14 protein-coding genes, 1 tRNA gene and 1 pseudogene are annotated in these 18,697 nt (G+C 59.8%); 12 read left to right on the top strand and 4 right to left on the bottom strand.

The window, feature by feature from the left end:
* Nucleotides 1-267 precede the first annotated feature (267 nt).
* The 4 genes from RDA78_RS00950 (at nucleotide 268) to RDA78_RS00935 (ending at nucleotide 4,442) form a co-directional block, all read left to right on the top strand.
* The gene (locus RDA78_RS00950; protein WP_434053506.1) at nucleotides 268-1,089 is read left to right on the top strand and encodes a TVP38/TMEM64 family protein; all 822 of its coding nucleotides are present in this window, start codon (nucleotides 268-270) and stop codon (nucleotides 1,087-1,089) included.
* 52 nt (nucleotides 1,090-1,141) lie between these two features.
* Nucleotides 1,142-2,572, top strand: coding sequence for a dihydrolipoyl dehydrogenase family protein (locus tag RDA78_RS00945; RefSeq protein WP_434053505.1), 1,431 nt, complete (start codon nucleotides 1,142-1,144; stop codon nucleotides 2,570-2,572).
* A 97-nt stretch (nucleotides 2,573-2,669) separates the two neighbouring features.
* Nucleotides 2,670-4,142, top strand: coding sequence for a sensor histidine kinase (locus RDA78_RS00940; protein ID WP_434053504.1), 1,473 nt, complete (start codon nucleotides 2,670-2,672; stop codon nucleotides 4,140-4,142).
* Between the two features lie 223 nt (nucleotides 4,143-4,365).
* Nucleotides 4,366-4,442 (top strand) — tRNA-Arg (locus RDA78_RS00935).
* A 16-nt stretch (nucleotides 4,443-4,458) separates the two neighbouring features.
* Here the strand turns inward: RDA78_RS00935 and RDA78_RS00930 are convergent.
* A complete protein-coding gene (locus tag RDA78_RS00930) occupies nucleotides 4,459-5,466 on the bottom strand; it encodes a LacI family DNA-binding transcriptional regulator (RefSeq protein WP_434053503.1) in 1,008 nt (335 codons plus the stop codon).
* A gap of 116 nt (nucleotides 5,467-5,582) precedes the next feature.
* Here RDA78_RS00930 and RDA78_RS00925 point away from each other — a divergent pair, with 116 nt between their 5' ends.
* Both RDA78_RS00925 and RDA78_RS00920 read left to right on the top strand, forming a co-directional pair.
* The gene (locus RDA78_RS00925) at nucleotides 5,583-6,476 is read left to right on the top strand and encodes a phytanoyl-CoA dioxygenase family protein (protein WP_434053502.1); all 894 of its coding nucleotides are present in this window, start codon (nucleotides 5,583-5,585) and stop codon (nucleotides 6,474-6,476) included.
* 128 nt (nucleotides 6,477-6,604) lie between these two features.
* On the top strand, nucleotides 6,605-7,261 hold the full coding sequence (locus tag RDA78_RS00920; protein WP_434053501.1) for an HAD-IA family hydrolase: 657 nt from the start codon (nucleotides 6,605-6,607) through the stop codon (nucleotides 7,259-7,261).
* 152 nt (nucleotides 7,262-7,413) lie between these two features.
* Here the strand turns inward: RDA78_RS00920 and RDA78_RS00915 are convergent, their stop codons facing one another.
* A complete protein-coding gene (locus RDA78_RS00915; protein WP_434053500.1) occupies nucleotides 7,414-8,286 on the bottom strand; it encodes an NAD(P)-dependent oxidoreductase in 873 nt (290 codons plus the stop codon).
* A 197-nt stretch (nucleotides 8,287-8,483) separates the two neighbouring features.
* On the opposite strand from RDA78_RS00915, the gene RDA78_RS00910 reads away from it, so the two are divergent.
* The 5 genes and pseudogenes from RDA78_RS00910 (at nucleotide 8,484) to RDA78_RS00890 (ending at nucleotide 15,513) form a co-directional block, all read left to right on the top strand.
* On the top strand, nucleotides 8,484-11,156 hold the full coding sequence (locus RDA78_RS00910) for an AsmA family protein (protein ID WP_434053499.1): 2,673 nt from the start codon (nucleotides 8,484-8,486) through the stop codon (nucleotides 11,154-11,156).
* 233 nt (nucleotides 11,157-11,389) lie between these two features.
* Entirely contained in the window at nucleotides 11,390-13,087 is a 1,698-nt protein-coding gene (locus RDA78_RS00905; RefSeq protein WP_434053498.1) for an amidohydrolase, read from the top strand.
* Between the two features lie 48 nt (nucleotides 13,088-13,135).
* The gene (locus RDA78_RS00900) at nucleotides 13,136-13,648 is read left to right on the top strand and encodes a hypothetical protein (RefSeq protein WP_434053497.1); all 513 of its coding nucleotides are present in this window, start codon (nucleotides 13,136-13,138) and stop codon (nucleotides 13,646-13,648) included.
* A gap of 52 nt (nucleotides 13,649-13,700) precedes the next feature.
* Nucleotides 13,701-14,987: pseudogene (locus RDA78_RS00895) on the top strand (agmatinase family protein).
* On the top strand, nucleotides 14,968-15,513 hold the full coding sequence (locus RDA78_RS00890) for a DUF3299 domain-containing protein (protein ID WP_434053496.1): 546 nt from the start codon (nucleotides 14,968-14,970) through the stop codon (nucleotides 15,511-15,513). Before RDA78_RS00895 ends, RDA78_RS00890 begins: the two are co-directional and overlap by 20 nt.
* A 48-nt stretch (nucleotides 15,514-15,561) precedes the next feature.
* On the opposite strand, the gene RDA78_RS00885 is transcribed toward RDA78_RS00890, so the two are convergent.
* Both RDA78_RS00885 and RDA78_RS00880 read right to left on the bottom strand, forming a co-directional pair.
* Entirely contained in the window at nucleotides 15,562-16,506 is a 945-nt protein-coding gene (locus tag RDA78_RS00885; RefSeq protein ID WP_434053495.1) for a helix-turn-helix domain-containing protein, read from the bottom strand.
* 74 nt (nucleotides 16,507-16,580) lie between these two features.
* Nucleotides 16,581-16,736: a hypothetical protein gene (locus RDA78_RS00880; protein ID WP_434053494.1), complete on the bottom strand. Its 156-nt coding sequence runs from the start codon at nucleotides 16,734-16,736 to the stop codon at nucleotides 16,581-16,583.
* A gap of 185 nt (nucleotides 16,737-16,921) precedes the next feature.
* On the opposite strand from RDA78_RS00880, the gene RDA78_RS00875 reads away from it, so the two are divergent.
* Complete coding sequence (locus RDA78_RS00875) at nucleotides 16,922-18,673, top strand: amidohydrolase (RefSeq protein ID WP_434053493.1); 1,752 nt, start codon at nucleotides 16,922-16,924, stop codon at nucleotides 18,671-18,673.
* Nucleotides 18,674-18,697: the final 24 nt, after the last annotated feature.

Raw genomic sequence — 18,697 nt, 5'->3', positions numbered from 1 at the left:
AGCACTCGAAGCGCTGGAAGAGCGCGGCTCACAACAGCCTTGGGTCCGAATGCATGTCCCAGTCGAGCGCGCTTATAAGCGCCGCGCCGCCTCAAGTCAACGTTACGCGCCAAGATTCTCAGGCCGCAAATGCGTTCACGCACAGGTGAACGGCTGACACCATGGCGTCACTTATCGGTGAAGCATGCTTCTTTTTAAGCAGTTTAAGGTACATCTGGCAGAAAGACCATTACGGCGTCATCAAGAATCGCCACTAACGAACTGCTGATGGGACGTGACATGCTGGGGGAAAAGGCTGACCGAATGACCGGGCCGAAGGAAACGGAGCAGGACATCGAGACTACGGCAAAACCGCCCGCCTCCGGCAAATTCAGGAAATGGTTGCCCCTGATCGTTCTGGTAGCGCTGATGGCTGTTGCCTTTTCCCAGGACCTGCACAAGCAATTGACCCTGTCCAACCTGATTATGCAGCGCCAGGAGCTGATCGGTTTTGTCGACCAGAACCTGCTGGCGGCACTCGCCGTGTTCTGCCTTGCCTATATCGTCTGCGTCGCTCTTTCCTTTCCCGGAGCGTCTCTCCTCACGATTGCCGGGGGCTTTCTGTTCGGCTGGATCGCCGGTGGAACCGTGACGGTTTTCGGCGCGACCATTGGCGCATGCGCTGTTTTTCTCGTTGCCCGTTCTTCCTTCGGAGAGGTCCTGACCAAACGGGCTGGCCCGTTCCTGTCGCGTCTTGCCGAAGGCTTCCGGAACGAGAGTTTCAGTTATCTCCTGTTCCTGCGTCTCACGCCCGTCTTTCCGTTCTGGCTCGTCAACATCGCCCCAGCGATCTTCCAGGTGCGGCTTCCCACTTACGCGCTGGCGACTTTTGTCGGCATCATCCCGGGGACCTTCGCATTCGCCTTCATCGGGTCCGGTCTCGACAGCGTTATCGAAGCTCAGGAAGCTGCAAACCCGGGATGCGCGGCCGCCGGAACCTGCGAAATCGAGATATCCGCGCTGGTGACGCCCCAGCTTCTGGCGGCTTTCTTCGCGCTCGGGATCGCAAGCCTTATCCCCGTCGTCCTGAAGAAGGTCCGCTCGGCCTGACGCCGGCGCCCGGAACCTCGCCCCGCTTCATTCACCGCAACCGGAGCCCTCAATGGCAATACAGCTGACCCCCGACATATGCGTGATTGGCGCCGGCTCCGGCGGCCTCTCCGTTGCCGCTGCCGCTGCCGCCTTTGGCGTCGAGGTTGTCCTGATCGAGAAAGGGCTGATGGGGGGGGACTGCCTGAACTACGGCTGCGTGCCTTCCAAGGCTCTGCTGGCCGCCGCGAAAGCCGCGGCAGGCAACCGAAACCAGGACAGGTTCGGTGTCCACTCGGAAAGCCTCGACGTTGATTTTGCAAGGGCCAACGATCATGTGCGCAGCGTGATCGCGGCAATCGAGCCGCATGATTCCCAGGAGCGCTTTGAAGGTCTCGGCGTCACGGTGCTCAGGGACACGGCCCGTTTCACCGATGAAGCGACGGTGGAGGCCGGAGACTTCAGGATTAAGGCGCGCCGCTTTGTTGTCGCAACCGGATCGACCGCACTGGTTCCACCCATTCCCGGCTTGGACGAGGTGCCTTATCTCATCAATGAGACCCTCTTTGAGCTGCGCGAGACGCCGGACCACCTCGCGATCATCGGCGGCGGTCCGATCGGGCTGGAAATGGCGCAGGCACATCGCCGCCTGGGTGCCAGGGTGACGGTGTTCGAGGCGGCAAAGGCGCTCGGCAAGGACGATCCCGAACTCGCCGGGATCGTGATCGAAACACTGAAAGCCGAAGGCATCGAGATCCTGGAGGAGACAGCCGTTGAGCGCGTCGAGGCAACTGGCGGCGGAATAAGGATCATCGCGAAAACCGCAGACGGAACCAGCGTTGAAACGGAGGCCAGCCATCTGCTTGTTGCGGCCGGGCGGGCACCCAATGTCCAGGACCTTGGGCTGGAAGAAGCCGGCATCAGGTTCGACCGCAAGGGCATCGAGGTTGATCAGGGTCTGCGCACCACGAACCGCAAGGTGTACGCGATCGGTGATGTCGCCGGCGGATTGCAGTTCACCCATGTCGCCGGTTACCAGGCGGGTCTTGTCATTCGTTCGATCCTGTTCCGCATGCCGGTGAAGATGAACAACACCCTCGTTCCCTGGGTAACCTATACATCTCCGGAAATCGGGCACATCGGCATGACCGTTACCGAGGCCAAGCGGGCCTATAGCGGTGCCGTGAAGGTACTGACCGCAGAATATGCCGGCAACGACCGGGCCCAGGCGGAGGGGGTGACCAAGGGACGCCTGAAGCTGATTGTCGGCCCGGGCGGCCGTCTGGCCGGTGCCGACATTGTCGGCGCGCAGGCCGGCGAAATCCTCAATCTTCTCTCGCTGGCGCTGTCCAGGAAAATGAAGATGAAGGATCTTGCCGGTTTCATTGCACCCTATCCGACCCTCGGAGAACTGGTGCGGCGTGCGGCAATTTCGTACTATGCGGACGCGCCAAAGAATGTTTGGTTACGCCGGTTGCTTGCGATATTGCGCAAGTTCGGATGAATGTTAGCCGTTGTTGCGACGGTATTAGGTCATACTTTCAGACCATTGCTGCTTATTTTGTGAGCGTGTAACAGAGTGATTCTTGGGACGGACGGACATGAAGCATGAGGGCGCGCCGGAAGGCGCAGCGGTCCCTGCAGACGATACGGGAAAGCGACCCCGGGCGATCGAACGCCCGGAACGCCCCCGGCTCGGCGGCCTGTCGGGCAAGCTCCTGCTTTTGACGGTCGTCTTCGTGATGCTGTCGGAAGTCTTCATCTATGTTCCTTCCATCGCCAACTACCGCAACACCTGGCTGATGGACCGGCTGACGACGGCGGGCGTCGCCGCGTCCGTTCTGGCGGAAACCAGCACGATCGCGCCGAGGCTGCAGGAAGAACTGCTGCAGACGACGGGCGCGGTTGCAATTTCGCTCGATCAGGGCTCCCGGCGCAGCCTGATTGCCATGAACGATGTGCCGGGCGAGGTTGATTTCGTGGTCGACATGGCCAATGTCTCGGCGCTTTCCTCGATCATCGGCAGTTTCCAGATCCTCACCTACAGCGGCGACGGCGTCATGCGCGTGATCGGTGTCGGCCAGATGGGCCACACGGAGCGCGTCGACGTGGTCCTGCCCGTCGCGCTGCTGCAGCAGGACATGCTGGCCTTTTCCGGCCGTATCCTTGCCCTGTCTCTGTTCATTTCCGTCATCACCGCAAGTCTCGTCTACATCACGCTGCGTGCCCTGTTCATCCGCCCGCTGCGCCGTCTGACCCGCTCCATGGAGCGTTTTGCGGAGAGCCCGGAAGACACCAGCCGCATCATCACCGTCTCCGGACGCCAGGACGAACTGGGCGATGCGGAAATCCGCCTGGCCGCCATGGAAGAAGCCCTGGCGCGCGCGCTCCACCAGAAACAGCGCCTGGCCGATCTCGGGCTGGCGGTCTCCAAGATCAACCACGACCTGCGCAATCTCCTGGCCTCCGCGCAGCTGTTCCTGGAGAGGCTGGAACATGTTCCAGATCCCACGGTCAGCCGTCTCGCACCGAAGATCCTGGCGACCCTCGACAGGGCGGTCGGCTACACCCAGGCGGTGATGTCCTACGGCAAGGCCCAGGAACGCCCGCCCCAGCGGCGCCTGCTCGCCCTGCAGCGGGTCGGGGACGACGTTGCCGACGTGCTCGGGCTTCAGGATCACGACATGGTCGATTTCGAGAACAACGTGCCGGAGCACATCGAAATCGACGCGGACCCGGAACAGATCTTCCGTGTCCTGCTCAATCTCGTGCGCAACGCGCTGCAGGCGCTGGAATCGGAAAAGGACGAGACGCTTGTCCGCCGGATTACCATGGAAGCGATGCGCGACGGCGAGTGCGTGCACGTGGTGATTTCCGACACCGGGCCCGGTATTCCTGAAAATACCAGAAAGGCCCTCTTCAAGGCGTTTCACAGCGGCTCCAAGAAAGGGGGCGTCGGGCTCGGCCTTGCCATCGTTGCCGAGCTTTTGAAGGCCCATGGCGGCAGCATCCATCTGGACGAGACCAGGCCGGGTGCCTGTTTCCGCCTGCGGGTTCCCGACCGCCGGTCCTGAGCGGCATTCCCGAAGTGGCGTTGCCGCTGCCTGCCGCCAATTCCTTGGCTTTCCTGAGGGATTTGGAACCGTGTGACAATTCCTTGAAAAAAAGTTCAAAAAGTTCCTTGCATTCCCTCCCGGGGCACAGTAGGTAAGCGCCCTGTCCGGGGCACACGCGGCCCCGCTGCGCAGGACCGTTATTCGCGTCAACATCATCCGGATAACCGTCCCTGCACCCGAAGCACCGGTAGCTCAGCTGGATAGAGCACCAGACTACGAATCTGGGGGTCGGGGGTTCGAATCCTCCCCGGTGCGCCATTCTCCGATATTGTCACTAAGTCGTTCCGCGCACGGCCAGCTTGTAGCCGAGGTCGATGACCTTCGCGCTTCTTGCGGCTTCGGGATCAAGAAGCGCCTTGGCTGAAGCAACGCCGATGGCGTTGCCGGGAACCTCGATCGTGGTCAGGTCGAAGCCGGATGCCTTCGCCAGTTCAAACCCGCCAAAACCCGAAACGGCGAGGTCACCGGGCACGGCCAGATTGCGTCTCCTCGCTTCACAAAGAACACCCACGGCGACCGTGTCACTCACGCACATGACGGCGTCGGTGTGCGGATTGGCCTTCAGGCATGCGTCGAAGAATGCGGTCCCCATTTCAATGTCCGAGGGCATGTTCCGGTCTTTGCCGGGCCACGTGACCGGGGTCATGCCGGCAGCGCGCAGCGCGGCCAAGTAGCCCTCGCGGCGGCGGCGGCCGCGCTCGTCCAGCAAGCCACCGCCTCCCAGAAAGGCGATGTTCTTCCGGCCGCTGCCGATGAGATGACGCGCCATGTCATGTCCGGCCTGAAAATTCGAAAAGCCGACCGCGATGTCCACGGGGGCGGATGGCAACTGCCAGATCTCGACGACGGGGATCCGCAAGGATCTGATCAGCTTCGAGGTGCCGTCAGAATGAGATGTGCTGGTCAGAACGATCCCGTCGGGCCGGCGCGCCAGCAGCGCGCGCAATGCATCTTCTTCAACGTGTGGATCATATCCCGTGCTGGTCAGAAGCAGTTCATATCCCGCAGCCCGGAGCGTGCCCGACAAACCGTCGAGGGTTGACGCGAACACCGAGTCGCTGATCGTGGAAACGATCGCTCCGAAAACGCGGCTCCTGCTGGAAGACAGGGCACCGGCGGTGTTGTCGGGGACATAGCCGAGTTCCTCGATTGCCTTTTGCACGCGCAGCCGTTTTTCGTCAGACACTTTCTCGGGCGTTCGCAAGACGCGGGAGACCGTGATCGTGCCGACCTTTGCCAGATCGGCGACATCGCGCATCGTGACCCACTTGTCTTTACCCAAAGCTCGACTCCCGCACTGGAACCTCGTCGCGATTGACGGGTTCACTAGACGGTGGTATCGATACCAAATCAAGCATGGTATCGATACCAAAATTCGTTTGCCGGGGAGAAACAGCGATGCTCACGATCGAACAGACCGCGTTTTACGTCGAGAACGGCTACCTTCTGGTCGAAGACGTGGTGACACCGGAACAGCTCAAGCGGATGCAGGACATCACGCACGATTTCATCGAACGCTCGCGAAACGTGATCGAAAGCAATGATGTCTACGATCTCGATGAAGGCCATGGTTTCGAGACCCCGAAGCTGACCCGGATCAAGCTGCCGCACAAGCAGCATCCCTTCTTTTGGGACATTCTGAAAAACTCCGGGATCACCGAGGTTCTGCGGCAGCTGATCGGACCAAATGCGGTTCTGCAAACGTCGAAACTCAACGCCAAGGCGCCCGGCGGCGGGGCTGCGGTCGAGTGGCATCAGGACTGGGCGTTCTACCCTCACACCAACGATGACATGCTGGCCTTTGGCGTCTTCCTGGAAGACGTCACGGAGGACAACGGGCCGCTACAGGTCATTCCGGGATCCCACAAGGGACCGATCCTGAGCCACAACAGCGCAGACGGCGTTTTCTGCGGCGCTGTCGACCCGGACGATCCGGATTTCCAGATCGGGAAGGCTGTAAAGATAACGGGCAAGGCGGGAAGCATGTCGATCCACCATGCACGGACCCTGCACGGCTCGGCTCCGAATGTGTCCGATCGCGCCAGGCTGATGCTGTTTTATGAATGCTGCGCGGCAGATGCATGGCCGCTCATGGGTGGCTCGGCCTACATCCAGCGCCTGTCACAGCAGCAGCAATGGGACGACCTTCAGGACAGAATGATCATCGGAAATCCTGTCCTGCAGCCGCGCATGAGGGAGGTTCCGGTACGCTTGCCCTATCCGCCGGCCTCCGATGTCAGTTCGATTTTCAAGGTTCAGAAATCGGGAGGCGCGAAAAGCGCTTTTGGCTGACATGCAACGGCTGGGGGCAACTCGGTGAGTGCACGGCTTGCGATCATCAGACTTCTGTCTTGGTTCCGTGCCGGCAATACGGTTATGAAGGGCTGTTGGCGGTCCAATAAGGTGTCGAAATTCTTCAGATGACAGAAACCTGCGTCATTTTTGATCTGGACGGGACGCTCGTTGACAGCGAAGTCCTGTGCAATCAGGCCTTCGTTGATCTTCTGCCCGAACTCGGCGAAACGGCAGAGCAGCTGGTGCGCCGCTATCGGGGCATAAAACTGGACCTCACGCTCGCCGACCTCGAGAAACGGATCGGGAGACCACTGCCCGGCACGTTCGAGGCGACCTATCGCGAACGCGTCGCGCAGCTTTTTGCAGAGAGGCTACAGCCGGTGCCGGGTGCGGCTGCCATGCTGGACAGCCTGGACCGGCCCAAATGCATCGCTTCGAGCGGCCCACCGCAGAAAATCGCCCATTCGTTGAAGATCAGCGGCCTGGCGTCGCACTTCGGCCCAAACATCTACAGCTCCTACGTCGTCGGTGTCTGGAAGCCCGAGCCCGGCTTGTTTCTGCACGCCGCCCGAGACATGGGGCACGAACCTGAGACCTGCATCGTCGTCGAAGACAGCGACGTTGGCGTTCAGGCTGCAATCGCAGCCGGCATGGCGGTTTTGCGATACGACCCGCATGCCGCGCATGCCGTTGAAGCTACCGATGACAGGGCCCTTGTCTTCAATGACATGTCCCAATTGAAGGCATTGGTCGAGGGGCTGGTGGCGGGGCGGGCAGGCTAGGTGATGGACCCATAAATGAGGCGTCAATGGGTCCATCACCTAGCCCGCCTTGTTTGGACCCGGGCACGGCGCCACACAAAACCACCCGCGTGATTCCTCACACGGTGGTCTTTCTCAACGCATGCACGCTTTGCGGCTTGAACCGCGAAGCCTCAGTCCATCTTGCGCAGACGCTTGACGAGGGACGAGGTGTCCCAGCGGCCGCCGCCCATTTTCTGGACGTCCTTGTAGAACTGGTCGACGAGGGCGGTCACCGGCAGGCTGGCGCCGTTTTCGTTTGCCGTGGCCAGGCAGATGCCGAGGTCCTTGCGCATCCAGTCGACGGCGAAGCCGTGATCGAAATGATCGTCGAGCATGGTTTCGTAACGGTTGACCATCTGCCAGCTGCCGGCGGCACCACCGCCGATCAGGTCGATGACAGCGCGCCCGTCAAGCCCGGCCTTCTCGGCAAAATGCAAACCTTCCGACAGCCCCTGCACGAGGCCGGCGATGCAGATCTGGTTGACCATCTTGGTGAGCTGACCGGCACCGCTTTCTCCGAGCCTGACGCATTTCTTCGCATAGGCATCGATGAAGGGTTCCGCTGAGTCGTAGGCCGCCTGATCGCCGCCGCACATGACCACAAGCTGACCGTTTTCAGCGCCTGCCTGCCCGCCGGAAACAGGTGCGTCTACGAAAGAGATGCCGCCATCCCGGGCGACGTCGTAAAGCTCGCGTGTGACCTTGGCCGACACCGTGGTGTGATCGACGAAGATGGAGCCGGAGGCCATGTCCTTGAACGCGCCGTCGTCGCCGAGGCAGATCGAGCGCAGGTCGTCATCATTGCCGACACAGGCCATGACGAAGGCGGCACCGGCAGCTGCCTCGCGCGGCGTAGCGGCAAAACCGCCGCCAAATTCGGCCACCCATTTTTCCGCCTTGGCCGTCGTGCGGTTATAGACCGTCACATCGTGACCGGCCTTCTGTAGGTATCCGGCCATCGGGTAGCCCATGACGCCAAGCCCAAGAAACGCAACCTTTGCCATTGAAAGTCCTCTTTTTCCAACCCGTGTCTCGTGCGACCTGACTTAAAGGTCTTGGCGCGCGCGTGCAACCGGGGCAGCGGTGGACCTGACGCGGATTTTATGCCGTCCTGTCGAATGCCGCGTTCATTCGCCGCTGAAACGTGCGTAGACTGGGAACAACGGCATCCGTGCAATTGAACTGAAGAGAGGTCGGCAGTTTGAGCGGCAAGGCGGAAGACAGAACAGGTGGACTGGTGCGTCTGCTGCGGATTGCCGCCGTGGCGGTGGTGACGATGCTGGTTGCCGGTCTGGCCGTTGCCTATTCCGTTGCGACCCTGGACCTTTATTCTTCCATCCGGCAGGAACAGGCCGCGCAGGTTCTGAGCCGGATTTTCGACCGCCCCGTGGAAGTGCGCGGGCCGGTTGTTCTAACCCCGGGACAGCGTCTCGGCGTGAAGATCGAGGACACCTATATCCAGCGGTCTTCGGGTTCCGCACGTGGGGAGGGGCGTGTCTTCGACACCGTTGAGTTCGACGCACCCTACGATCTCCTGCGCGGTGATGTCTCCGGCATCCGGAACTTCCGCATGAGCGGTGCCGATATCGAGTACCGTGCCGATCCGTCCGGCGAACGCCGCCAGGTCTGGTCGTTTGAACTGCTCTCGGTCCTTCTTAACAATCCGGTCTTCGACAACCTCGAACTCACCGAAGTCGAGTTCCACTTCATCAACGAGGCCGATGGCTGGAACGAGGTTTTCAGGATCGAGTCCTTCAAGCTGGAAACAACCGACACATCGCCGTCGACGGAAGTCAGTATCGAGGCAACCATAAACGGCACGCCGCTGAGTGCATCCGGCGTGGTGCCCTCATCCACCTGGGTGCGCGACAATGACAGCCGGGGGCCGTTCGACATGACGTTTGCGCTTCCCGGCCTGGAAACGCGTCTCAGCGGCACGGTCGATACTTCCGCGAAGGTCGCAAGCATCGACGGCAACATGTCGGCAAAATCCGGTTCCGTCACCAAACTGCTTGCTTCGCTTGGACTGGAAAGCGCGGTCGAGGGCAATGCAACGCTGACATGGCAGTCGAGCGGCCCGATCGACAGCTTCGACATTGCCGGTTTGACGTTCGATTTTGACGGTGACGACGGTGATGTCATCCATGTTCAGGGAACGGTCTCGGACGTTTTTCAGGGATCCGTTTTCGATCTGGACTTCACGTCGAAACTCGCGCAGCCCGAAGCAGTCTCGGGCTCATCGCTTGCGATCAATCTGAAGGAGATTGCGGGGCGGGTCAGTGGCCCGGTGGAAGCCCTTTCCATCGACCGGACAATCGTGACAACGAACGCGCTGCTGCTGGAGTTCGACGAGATCGGGCCGATATCGGTCGGGCGCATCATCAAGGGCGACGGCAACCGGATCGGCCTGAAGGACATAACCATTCTCGATGGACCGGAGGGGACGCCGTATCTTGTCATGAAGGGCGACGTGTATGACATCCTGGCGCTAAGGGGCGTGTCGCTCTCCGGTACATTCGAACTTCCCACTGCCGTGTTGCTGAACCGGCCTGCAGACAACGCGCCGGGGCTTGGCAAGGTCAGCGGCACGATCGTTATCGGGGAAACTTCAGGGGCGCTCGGGCTTGAGGAACTGCGCGGAAATACGACCGGAACCAACCTTGTGGATCTTGGTTTCGCGCTTGCGATACCGGAATTCAGGGTGCTTGACGAACTGGATTTTTCGACCGAACTGACGTTGCCGAAACCGGAGGCGGTGCTCGCGGAGCTCGGCATTCAGACCAACGAGTCCTTTCCGGAAATTCGCTTCTCCGGCTCCAGCGGGCTGTCTTCCAGTGGGGCGAATTTCAAGGGTGATCTGGTCTCCGGCGCAACCCAGGTGAATGCGGATCTTAAGATGAGTGCGGCCGAGGTTGACGGCAAATGGATGCTCACCGGCGCAATTTCGTCGCAGGAAATGGACTTTACCGATCTGGCCGCGCTCTCGGACTTCGCACAACTGGGCGTGACCGGCGAAAGGAACGGCAAGGATATTGAACTGACGAAGGAATTCGAGGCCGCCTTGAGTGCGAAGGTCGAACTGAACGTGAAGAAGATCGTTTCAGGGAACAAGCACGCCGGCAACCTGACCGGTACTCTGGAATATGACGCCGATCACCTGAAACTTGCCGGGCTCAAGCTGGATTACATCGGCGGCACGGTCAGAGGCGATTTCGGGGTCAATCTGGGCAAGGACAACCACCCGGCGCATGCACACGGACGCATGGAAAAATTTCCCCTCAGGAGCCTGATGCACGAGGTCGGATTGACAGCTCCGATTTCCAGCACGGTTTATGCCAGCTTCGATGTGACCGGCAATGCCCGGTCCGAGGAGGGCTTTTTGAAGACGCTGTCGGGCAACGTGTCGGCGTCGCTCTGGGGAGGAACGCTGCCGAACCGCCTGCTGGATTTGACGGGGTTGAACGTCTTCACCTGGCTGGTGACCAGCAACAAGGAGCACACCAGCAAGCTCGTCTGCGCGGTGCTGCCCCTCCATTTCAAGAACGGTGTCGCGACCTCGAAACGCATGATTGTTGAAACGGAAAATGTCCAGCTTGTCGGCGCGGGCACCGTGAACCTGAGATCGGGCGCGCTCGACCTTTCCTTTGCCCCGCGCGCAAAGCGCAAACAGCTTGTCGAAATCGTGTCTCCGTTTGAAATCCGCGGCACGCTCGGCAAGCCTGATGTCACCGTCAAGGATGCCGGGCCCGGAAGGGCCATCGGCGAAGTCGTCTCGCTGCCGCTCAACCTTGTCAGTCATATTTTCCGGGGGTCGGGTCCAATCAACGAAAAGGCACGCCCCTGCACCCTGCCGAAAAACTCCGGTCCCAAGTAAGCCGCACGGGCGCAGGGAACCAGTCAGGTCAGCGCGTCTTCTGTTCCGTTCTCTGCGGCGTTTGACGGCGCTATCCATGAAGTGCGCGAAAAGATCGGCACAGACCTTGTCAGGATTGACACCCTGACAATCGCACCGGGATGTGTGACGCTCCATGCATCTAAGGCATTGGGAACGAAGCGTAATTTTATAACATTTTACGGTCGTCGGGTCATCGCGCTGGGGAGAACAACATGCGTTTTGGAATCTTGATCACCTTGACGGCGGCACTTTTGATGAGTGCGTCCACGTTCACTTTTGCACAGAATCCGTGGGCAAACCCGTCGACCGACTTTGCCCTGATCAATGGTCAGATCCACATGATGGACGAAGACGGCACGGTTGCGGAGGCCATTGCGGTTGAAGGCGACGAGATCGTCTATGTCGGCGATGCGGAGGGTCTCGGCGACGTCATCGGCCTGGGGACGGACGTGATCGATCTGGAAGGCAAGATGGTCCTGCCGGGTTTTGTCGAGGGGCATATGCACCCGACAGCCGGCGCGCTGATCATGCGCGGTGTGGACCTTCAGGTCGACAGTATCGAGGGAATCCTTGAGCGCGTGCGCGCCTATGCCGAAGAAAACCCTGACCTGCCAATTATCCACGGATACGGGGTGCGGCTTCATCTTTGGGAGGATGGCTACGGAACCAAAGAGATGCTGGACGAGATCGACTCCGAGCGTCCGATATACCTCTGGGGTGTGGACGGCCACCAGGCCTGGGTGAATTCGAAAGCGCTCGAGATCGCCGGGATCGACGAAAACACACCCGAAACCGTGCCCGGTTTTTCATACTTTCGCAGAAATGAGGATGGCACGCCCGCCGGCTGGATTGTTGAGATCCCTGCGCAGTTGCAGGTGCTCTCGAAACTGATTGATCTGAACCTTGAGTATACCGAGGCCGGGGTTCGCGAGTGGTTGCTACGATTTGCGGCAGCCGGGATTACAACGGCGCATGACTACGGCATTCAGGGCCTTGGCATGGAGGAAGGCTTCCAGATGATGACGGATCTGGCCGAGGCCGGTGACCTTCCGATCCGTGTGCAGGGCAATTTCTATTGGAATGATCCGGACATCGATCCAATCCCGCTGATTGAGACCATGCGGGAACAATTCAACTCAGAGCTCGTGTCTGCGCGTGGCCTCAAGATTAATATGGACGGTGGGGATGATGCCTATAGCGCTCTTTATACCGAGCCATATAGTGACGATCCTGATGCCGACCCAGCCCCCATCATCCCATATGACATCCTGAACGAGACAGTGCTGCGCGCGGATGCAGCCGGGATCAACGTCGTTTGCCATTGCTTCGGGGACGCGGCCGTTCGGGCCGTCCTCGATGCGATCGAAATGGCCATCGAAAAGAACCCGCCACGGGATCGGCGAAATGTGATCAGCCACGCCTTGCTGGTTCATCCTGATGACATATCACGCTTTGGGAAACTTGGCGTGACGTGGGACTCGACCGGTGCCTGGATGAGCCGTGATCCATCGTTGGCAAGTATATCTGTTTCGCGCCTCGGTGAAGAGCGGATTCAGCGCTATGGCCCAATGAAGGCGATTGCAGAAGCGGGCGGAAACGTGTCTCTTGGGTCGGACTGGCCCGCCGCAGGCTATATCTCGGAATACCGTCCGCTGGTGGCGATCCGGACAGCGGTCATGCGGCAACTTCCCGGAAGAGACGATGTGCCTCCGCTCGGTGGCGAAGCAGCACGTGTTCCGGTCGACCTCGCAATCCGTGCAAACACGATCAATGCCGCTTACGGCATGGGACGCGATCACGAAGTCGGCAGCCTGGAAGTCGGCAAAAAAGCCGACCTCATCGTGCTGTCCGAGAATCTGTATGAGATCGACCCGAGCACGATCCTGAGGTCGAGATCCTCTACACCATGATGGGCGGAAAGCTCACCTATGACAGCTCGGCGGAATAGGGGGGCGGAGATGCGCATTTTTCTCGCAGCCCTGATCCTGACATTCGGCACAACGGCCGGCTCCGCCTGCGGCAACCCGTTGCTCTGGGCAATGCTGTTCGCCAAGGTGCCGGAGGCCAGGATCGTGTACGAGGCAGAACTTGCCGCGCGCGCGGACGGTCTCATCAGCGCACGCGTTTACAACGCCAGGCCAGGTCAGGCCTTTCACCTCTGGTCGAAGGCCTGGATCATGGATCTCGCGAGGGAAATGCAGCCGACCGTCGAGAGCAGGTTGGGGCGGGAGCAGTCCTTGACCATCCTGCTCGCGGACGAGGTCGCCGCGATCCGTTTCTCCCGTGATTCAGGTGTTGAATTCGTACCCGCCGCAGGTCTCGGCCGGATTGAGCACTACGACCTGATCACCAGCACAAATGCACTGAAAAGCGTCTGGCGCGACGGGTTGAGCTTCGACGAGATGCTCACGTTCGACCTTGCCAGAACACAGAAAAACGAAAGCGATCAGTTCCTGAAGGCTTTCTTCTGAAGGACCCGGGTCGTACCGGGAAACCGTTCTGAAAACATGCGTGGGGGGAAACATGCTCAAAAACACCAATATCAGAACCGTGCTGCCGGTCCTGGCCGCAACCTGTGCCCTGTTGCTGTCCTCGGCCGTGTCCGCTCAGTATTTCGGCCACGAATACGAGGGCAAGCAGGCGCCGATCCGGGAGGGTGAGCAACCGGTCGTGCCGCTCGACACCGAGGACCCGACCTATAATGCTTGGCGCACGCCGCTCCCCAGTTATGAGGGCGAGAAAGAGGGCCGCACACCCGGGCTGGTGGATCCGGCGCGGTTCTATGGCCAGGGATACGCCCAACTGCCGACCTTTCTGCACCAGCCGCTTGCATTCACGCCAGAGGATCTCGCCGCCGCTGAAGTCGATGTCGCGATCATGGGGGCTTTCACCGACATGGGCAGCGGCGCCCGGGGCGCTTCTCGTGGTCCGAACGCGGTGCGCAATTCGTCGATCTATCTCGGCTACGGGGCCCGGCAGCCGCACATGCATGTGATGGTCGACCCGCTCCAGGACATGACCGTCGTGGATTACGGCAACGCCCCGAACGACATGATGAGCACCGAACGCACCATCCATGCGGTACGGTCTTTCGTGCGCCAGGTCGCCGAAGTGGAGCATGCGGACGGCAGCCGCGTGATCCCGTTCATCATCGGCGGTGACCATTCGCTGATGTATCCCGATGTCGCCGCCCTGACCGATGTCTACGGCAAGGGCAATGTCGGTGTGGTGCATTTCGACGCCCATTACGATGCCGGCAAATATGGTTTCGGCCACCTCATCAACCACGGCATGCCGGTTTACCGCCTGATCGAGGAAGGTCTTGTTGACGGACGGAACTTCATCCAGGTCGCCCTTCGTGGGTAATACCCGGACGAGAAAGCCTTCGAATGGATGCGCGAAAACGGGTTTCGCTATCACACCATGGCCGAGATCGAGCGCCGCGGGTTCGACGCGGTCATGGAAGACGTGATCGAGGAGGCAAATGACGGGCCGGAGTATATTTTCGTCTCCTTCGACATCGACACGCTCGACCCGGCCTTTGTGCCCGGAACGGGAACGCCGGAACCCGGTGGTCTGATGCCGCGCGAGGTCTTTCCGATCATTCGCCGGCTTTGCGCGGAATCGAACGTGGTCGGCTTCGAACTGGTAGAGCTCGCCCCCCTGATGGACCCGACCTACGTCTCTGCCCTCAACGCCAACCGGGTGGTCAGGGAATGTCTGACCGGTATTGCCATGCGCAAGCAGGGGCTGACAGATCCGCATTACCTCAGCCCGCTGACGGTCACTCATGGTCAAGATAAGGACTGACCGGCTGGTCTTCGGCGCATTGGTGATGACGGGGCTCTTCCTCGGGTCTGCTGCCGCGGACCCGGTAACGCTGTCCTGGGCGGACCTGCGCGCAAACCGTCCGGCGTCCTGTGCCGCGTTTCTCGACAACTATCTGAACCAGCCGAAATGCGCGCAGCAGGCGGGCTCGGCGCGATTGCTGTCACGCCGCTACGAAGCCTGCGCGCCGGGCACCGAAGGCCTCGACGGTGTCTCGGTGCGGATCGCCGGATATGCCCACCCGCTCGAGTTCGAATTCCGGGATGTGAAGAATTTCCTGCTGATCCCGCCGCTGCGCCAGGACTGCAATCACCCGCCGCCGCCCCTGCCGGACCAGGTGATTGCTGTTGATTTTCCGGACGGGCTGGACGTCTCCGCGGACCCTGTCTGGGTGACCGGTGTGCTGCGGCTGCAGCAAAGCAAGACCCATCTGGCAACGACCGCCTACACGCTTCAGGCAATCGAAGTCACGACGGCGAATGTCCCGGATGTGTCCGGCGGGGACTGACGCCTGGCGAGGCGTCAAGCGCCTACGGATGACAATGCCGATGAGGACTCACGAGAGCTTCTCCCGTCCTCGAGACGCGGTTTCTTTCGGGTATTCGTGGAAAAGTTCGCTGTATCGCCGGGCCGTCCGGCCAGCGTTGGTGAAGCCGAATTGGGTCATTGTGTCGGCAATCCTCCCGCCTTTGTGGCTTTCGGATTGCAGATGCCGTCTGAGGGCATGGAGACGAAGAAGTTCGATGTAGCGCGCCGGGCTCATCCCGATCTGGCTTTCGAATACCCTGTAGAGTCGACGCTCCGAAATGCCGATCCGGCGCGCGAGTTCGAAATTGGCCAACGGTTTTGTCATGCCGGCTTCTCGCAAACTGTCCTCACACAGGAGCAGTACCTCGAAATCCGACGTATCAACCTGGACATCTTGGTTGTCGGGATCTGCGCCCATCGCCGGAAAGAGCATCTCACGCAAGAGCCGCAGCACCGCATTCCGATGAAACAGCGCGTTTTGCGCATTGTCTTGGCTTTTTCTTGAAGCGACGAGACTTTGGCAATATCGCGCGAGTCTTTCTCGCGGCCCGGCGGCCACTTCCACATGCCCGTTTCTCAGCTCATTCCAACCGAGGTCTCGCATGAGATGTTCACCGATGTCGATGTAGATCGCCTGCATGTGGGCGCCAGTGACAAAGTGCTGCTCCTCTCCGGTTCCCTGCACCACGATGTCTTGTGCAGACATTTCCCGGCCCCGCCACCGGACCTCACCGGAACTTTGCAACGGAATGAAAATGGCCGTGACCGGGATATGGGGGTATTCGCACCAGCGCAGTGACCGCGTGTGCATGTCGATGAAGATTTTGAGACCCGGGAGCGTGACCGACAGGCCCCTGTATCCGAATCTGCCCGCCTCCATCTGGGTGATCGTGTGCGTCCAGCCGTCGAAGAGATCGCTGTAGTCGTCGACATCTTCGCACGCAAGTCTTTTGATGAAAGGGTGGATTTCCAAACCGTCTCCCCAAGAAAGCAAGCCTCTCATGCTTTTGCAAAGAGGATATCCCGGACGAGGCCACATGCAAAGGTTCACCTCTGTGTCTTCTTTGGCTGTTTGGCGCGAGTTTTCATCTGCACTGCAGGATCGGCAGCGCTGGCAGAAATAACAAGAATTTCAGCATCCAATTTTTCGGTGCTGCGTTGCCAGCCAGGCAAAACTTCGAAGGAGTTTTTAAACAGATCCACGCGACAATACTTTTTTGTTCATAAAAGCAACAAGTTATGCGGAAGTCGGCTCCCGTTCGCGTTTTGGCAGGATTTGTCCTTTCGGGAGCTTCCATGGCCTTTGTAACTTGTCCGGGAAAGGTCGGCAGGCAGATAATTTCACCCTGAACGCTGCAACAGCTCTTTGCTTCGAACCGGTGAAAAACATGATCAAACCTTTGCTTCCATCCCTGTTGTCGCTCTTGCTCACCTGCTCCGCGTCCTTCGCCGTGGCGCAGACCGCTGACATGGTCTTTACCAACGCGTCGGTTCTGACGATGAACGATGATAATCCGACTGCTGAGGCGGTTGCGGTGACTGGCAATCAGATCACCTATGTCGGCGATGCCGCGGGCGCCGAAGCATTGGTGGGGGACAACACCGAGGTCTTCGACCTTGGCGGGGATACTCTGTTACCGGGATTTGTCTCCGGGCACGATCACATCGTCGCTTCGGGTTGGACGTCTCGCGGCGTCAGCTTGATGGGAATTGACTCTCTTGAAGAAGCCAAAGCCGCGGTCAAAGAGTACGCGGATGCCAACCCGGATGAGGAATTGATCCTGGGCTTCGGGTTCAATCAGGTCAGCTATGGCGGTTGGCCGACCAAGGAGGATCTTGACGAGATCGTTCCGGACCGCCCCGTGTTCATTCTGGACTTTACCATCCACGACGTCTGGATGAACTCCAAGGCGTTTGAAGTCGGTCAGGTTTCTCCCGATGAAGAGGACCAGGTGCCCGGCGTAATGTTCTGGCAACGTGATGTAGAGGGAAACCAGACAGGTATTGGCATTGAATTCCAGTGGGCTTCGGCCTTCCGCGCGGCCGGTGCGTGGAATCCCGCCGCCGAGATCCCGGATATCCAGCGTGATCTTTACGGGCAGTCTGTGAAAACCGGAATCACTGCCGTGCATGTGCCCCTGATGGCGATGCCGACCGTCACTGATCTGCCTCTGGTCAAGGAGGACGAGAAACTCGCGCTCGCGCATTTGCACGAACTTGAAAAAGCTGGCGACCTGACCATCCGCACCTTCGTTGCCACGGGCTTCAAGGACCCGACAGCCACGGCGGAAGACATCGTCTCGCATACGCTCGAACTTCGGGAGCAATACGATAGCGACATGCTGCGCGTCTGGGGCATCAAGATCCATCCGGAAGGCAACTGGAGTTCCAAAACAGCGTGGATGCTTGCCGACTACGCAGACGGCTCGAACACCCGGGGCGCTGCTGCAATCGAAGGGCCGATGATCACCTCTGTCTATCTGGAGGCAAACAAAAATGGCTTGCCGGTCGGCACTCATGTGGATGGCTCGCAAACGGTCCGTAACACCGTGAATGCGATCCTCACGTCCCGTGGTGCAGGCTACGAAGTTCCCAACAACCTGCTGCATCATTATTTCTGGGTGTCGGATGAAGACCATCAGGCCGTGATCGACAATGAGATCATGGTGAACACGACACCGCTCTTTCACGTTGATTGGGAATCACAGGATGTGAACGCATTGGACCTGCTGGGCCGGGCTCGCGTCGAAGCGACTTATGGGCGGTATTCGTCCTTGATGGCGCTTGATCACAACGTTTCGTTGTCCGCAGACGTGCCGTCTTCGCCGATTGATCTGATTGCGCCTTTATTGAACGTCGAAATCGCGATGACGCTCCAGGACCCAATGAACCCGGATAGCAAACCGTTTCCGCTCTCGCGCAAACCTGCCACGCTCATGCAGTCATTGAAGGGTGTGACCATCTATCCGGCAGCGCAGCAGGCGATGGAAGACAAGATCGGCTCGATCGAAGTTGGTAAGCTTGCGGATCTTGTTGTGCTTGACACGGACATCACCACCGTTGCACCGCGCGATATCTCTGACATCAAGGTCCTTGGAACGGTCATGGATGGCCGGTTCACGCATCGCGACGGACTTTGAGGGTGGCTGTGCGGTGCATGTTTG

Source organism: Roseibium sp. (genome assembly GCF_051016195.1).
In the GTDB taxonomy this organism is placed as follows: Bacteria; Pseudomonadota; Alphaproteobacteria; order Rhizobiales; family Stappiaceae; genus Roseibium.
This window is presented reverse-complemented; position numbering and strand designations above follow the sequence as displayed.

Bases quoted from the DNA above. Each gene is read 5' to 3' on its own strand.
- RDA78_RS00950 (WP_434053506.1), top strand. From the start codon at position 268: ATGGGACGTGACATGCTGGGGGAAAAGGCTGACCGAATGACCGGGCCG.
- RDA78_RS00945 (WP_434053505.1), top strand. From the start codon at position 1,142: ATGGCAATACAGCTGACCCCCGACATATGCGTGATTGGCGCCGGCTCC.
- RDA78_RS00940 (WP_434053504.1), top strand. From the start codon at position 2,670: ATGAAGCATGAGGGCGCGCCGGAAGGCGCAGCGGTCCCTGCAGACGAT.
- RDA78_RS00925 (WP_434053502.1), top strand. From the start codon at position 5,583: ATGCTCACGATCGAACAGACCGCGTTTTACGTCGAGAACGGCTACCTT.
- RDA78_RS00920 (WP_434053501.1), top strand. From the start codon at position 6,605: ATGACAGAAACCTGCGTCATTTTTGATCTGGACGGGACGCTCGTTGAC.
- RDA78_RS00915 (WP_434053500.1), bottom strand. From the start codon at position 8,286: ATGGCAAAGGTTGCGTTTCTTGGGCTTGGCGTCATGGGCTACCCGATG.
- RDA78_RS00905 (WP_434053498.1), top strand. From the start codon at position 11,390: ATGCGTTTTGGAATCTTGATCACCTTGACGGCGGCACTTTTGATGAGT.
- RDA78_RS00900 (WP_434053497.1), top strand. From the start codon at position 13,136: ATGCGCATTTTTCTCGCAGCCCTGATCCTGACATTCGGCACAACGGCC.
- RDA78_RS00890 (WP_434053496.1), top strand. From the start codon at position 14,968: ATGGTCAAGATAAGGACTGACCGGCTGGTCTTCGGCGCATTGGTGATG.
- RDA78_RS00875 (WP_434053493.1), top strand. From the start codon at position 16,922: ATGATCAAACCTTTGCTTCCATCCCTGTTGTCGCTCTTGCTCACCTGC.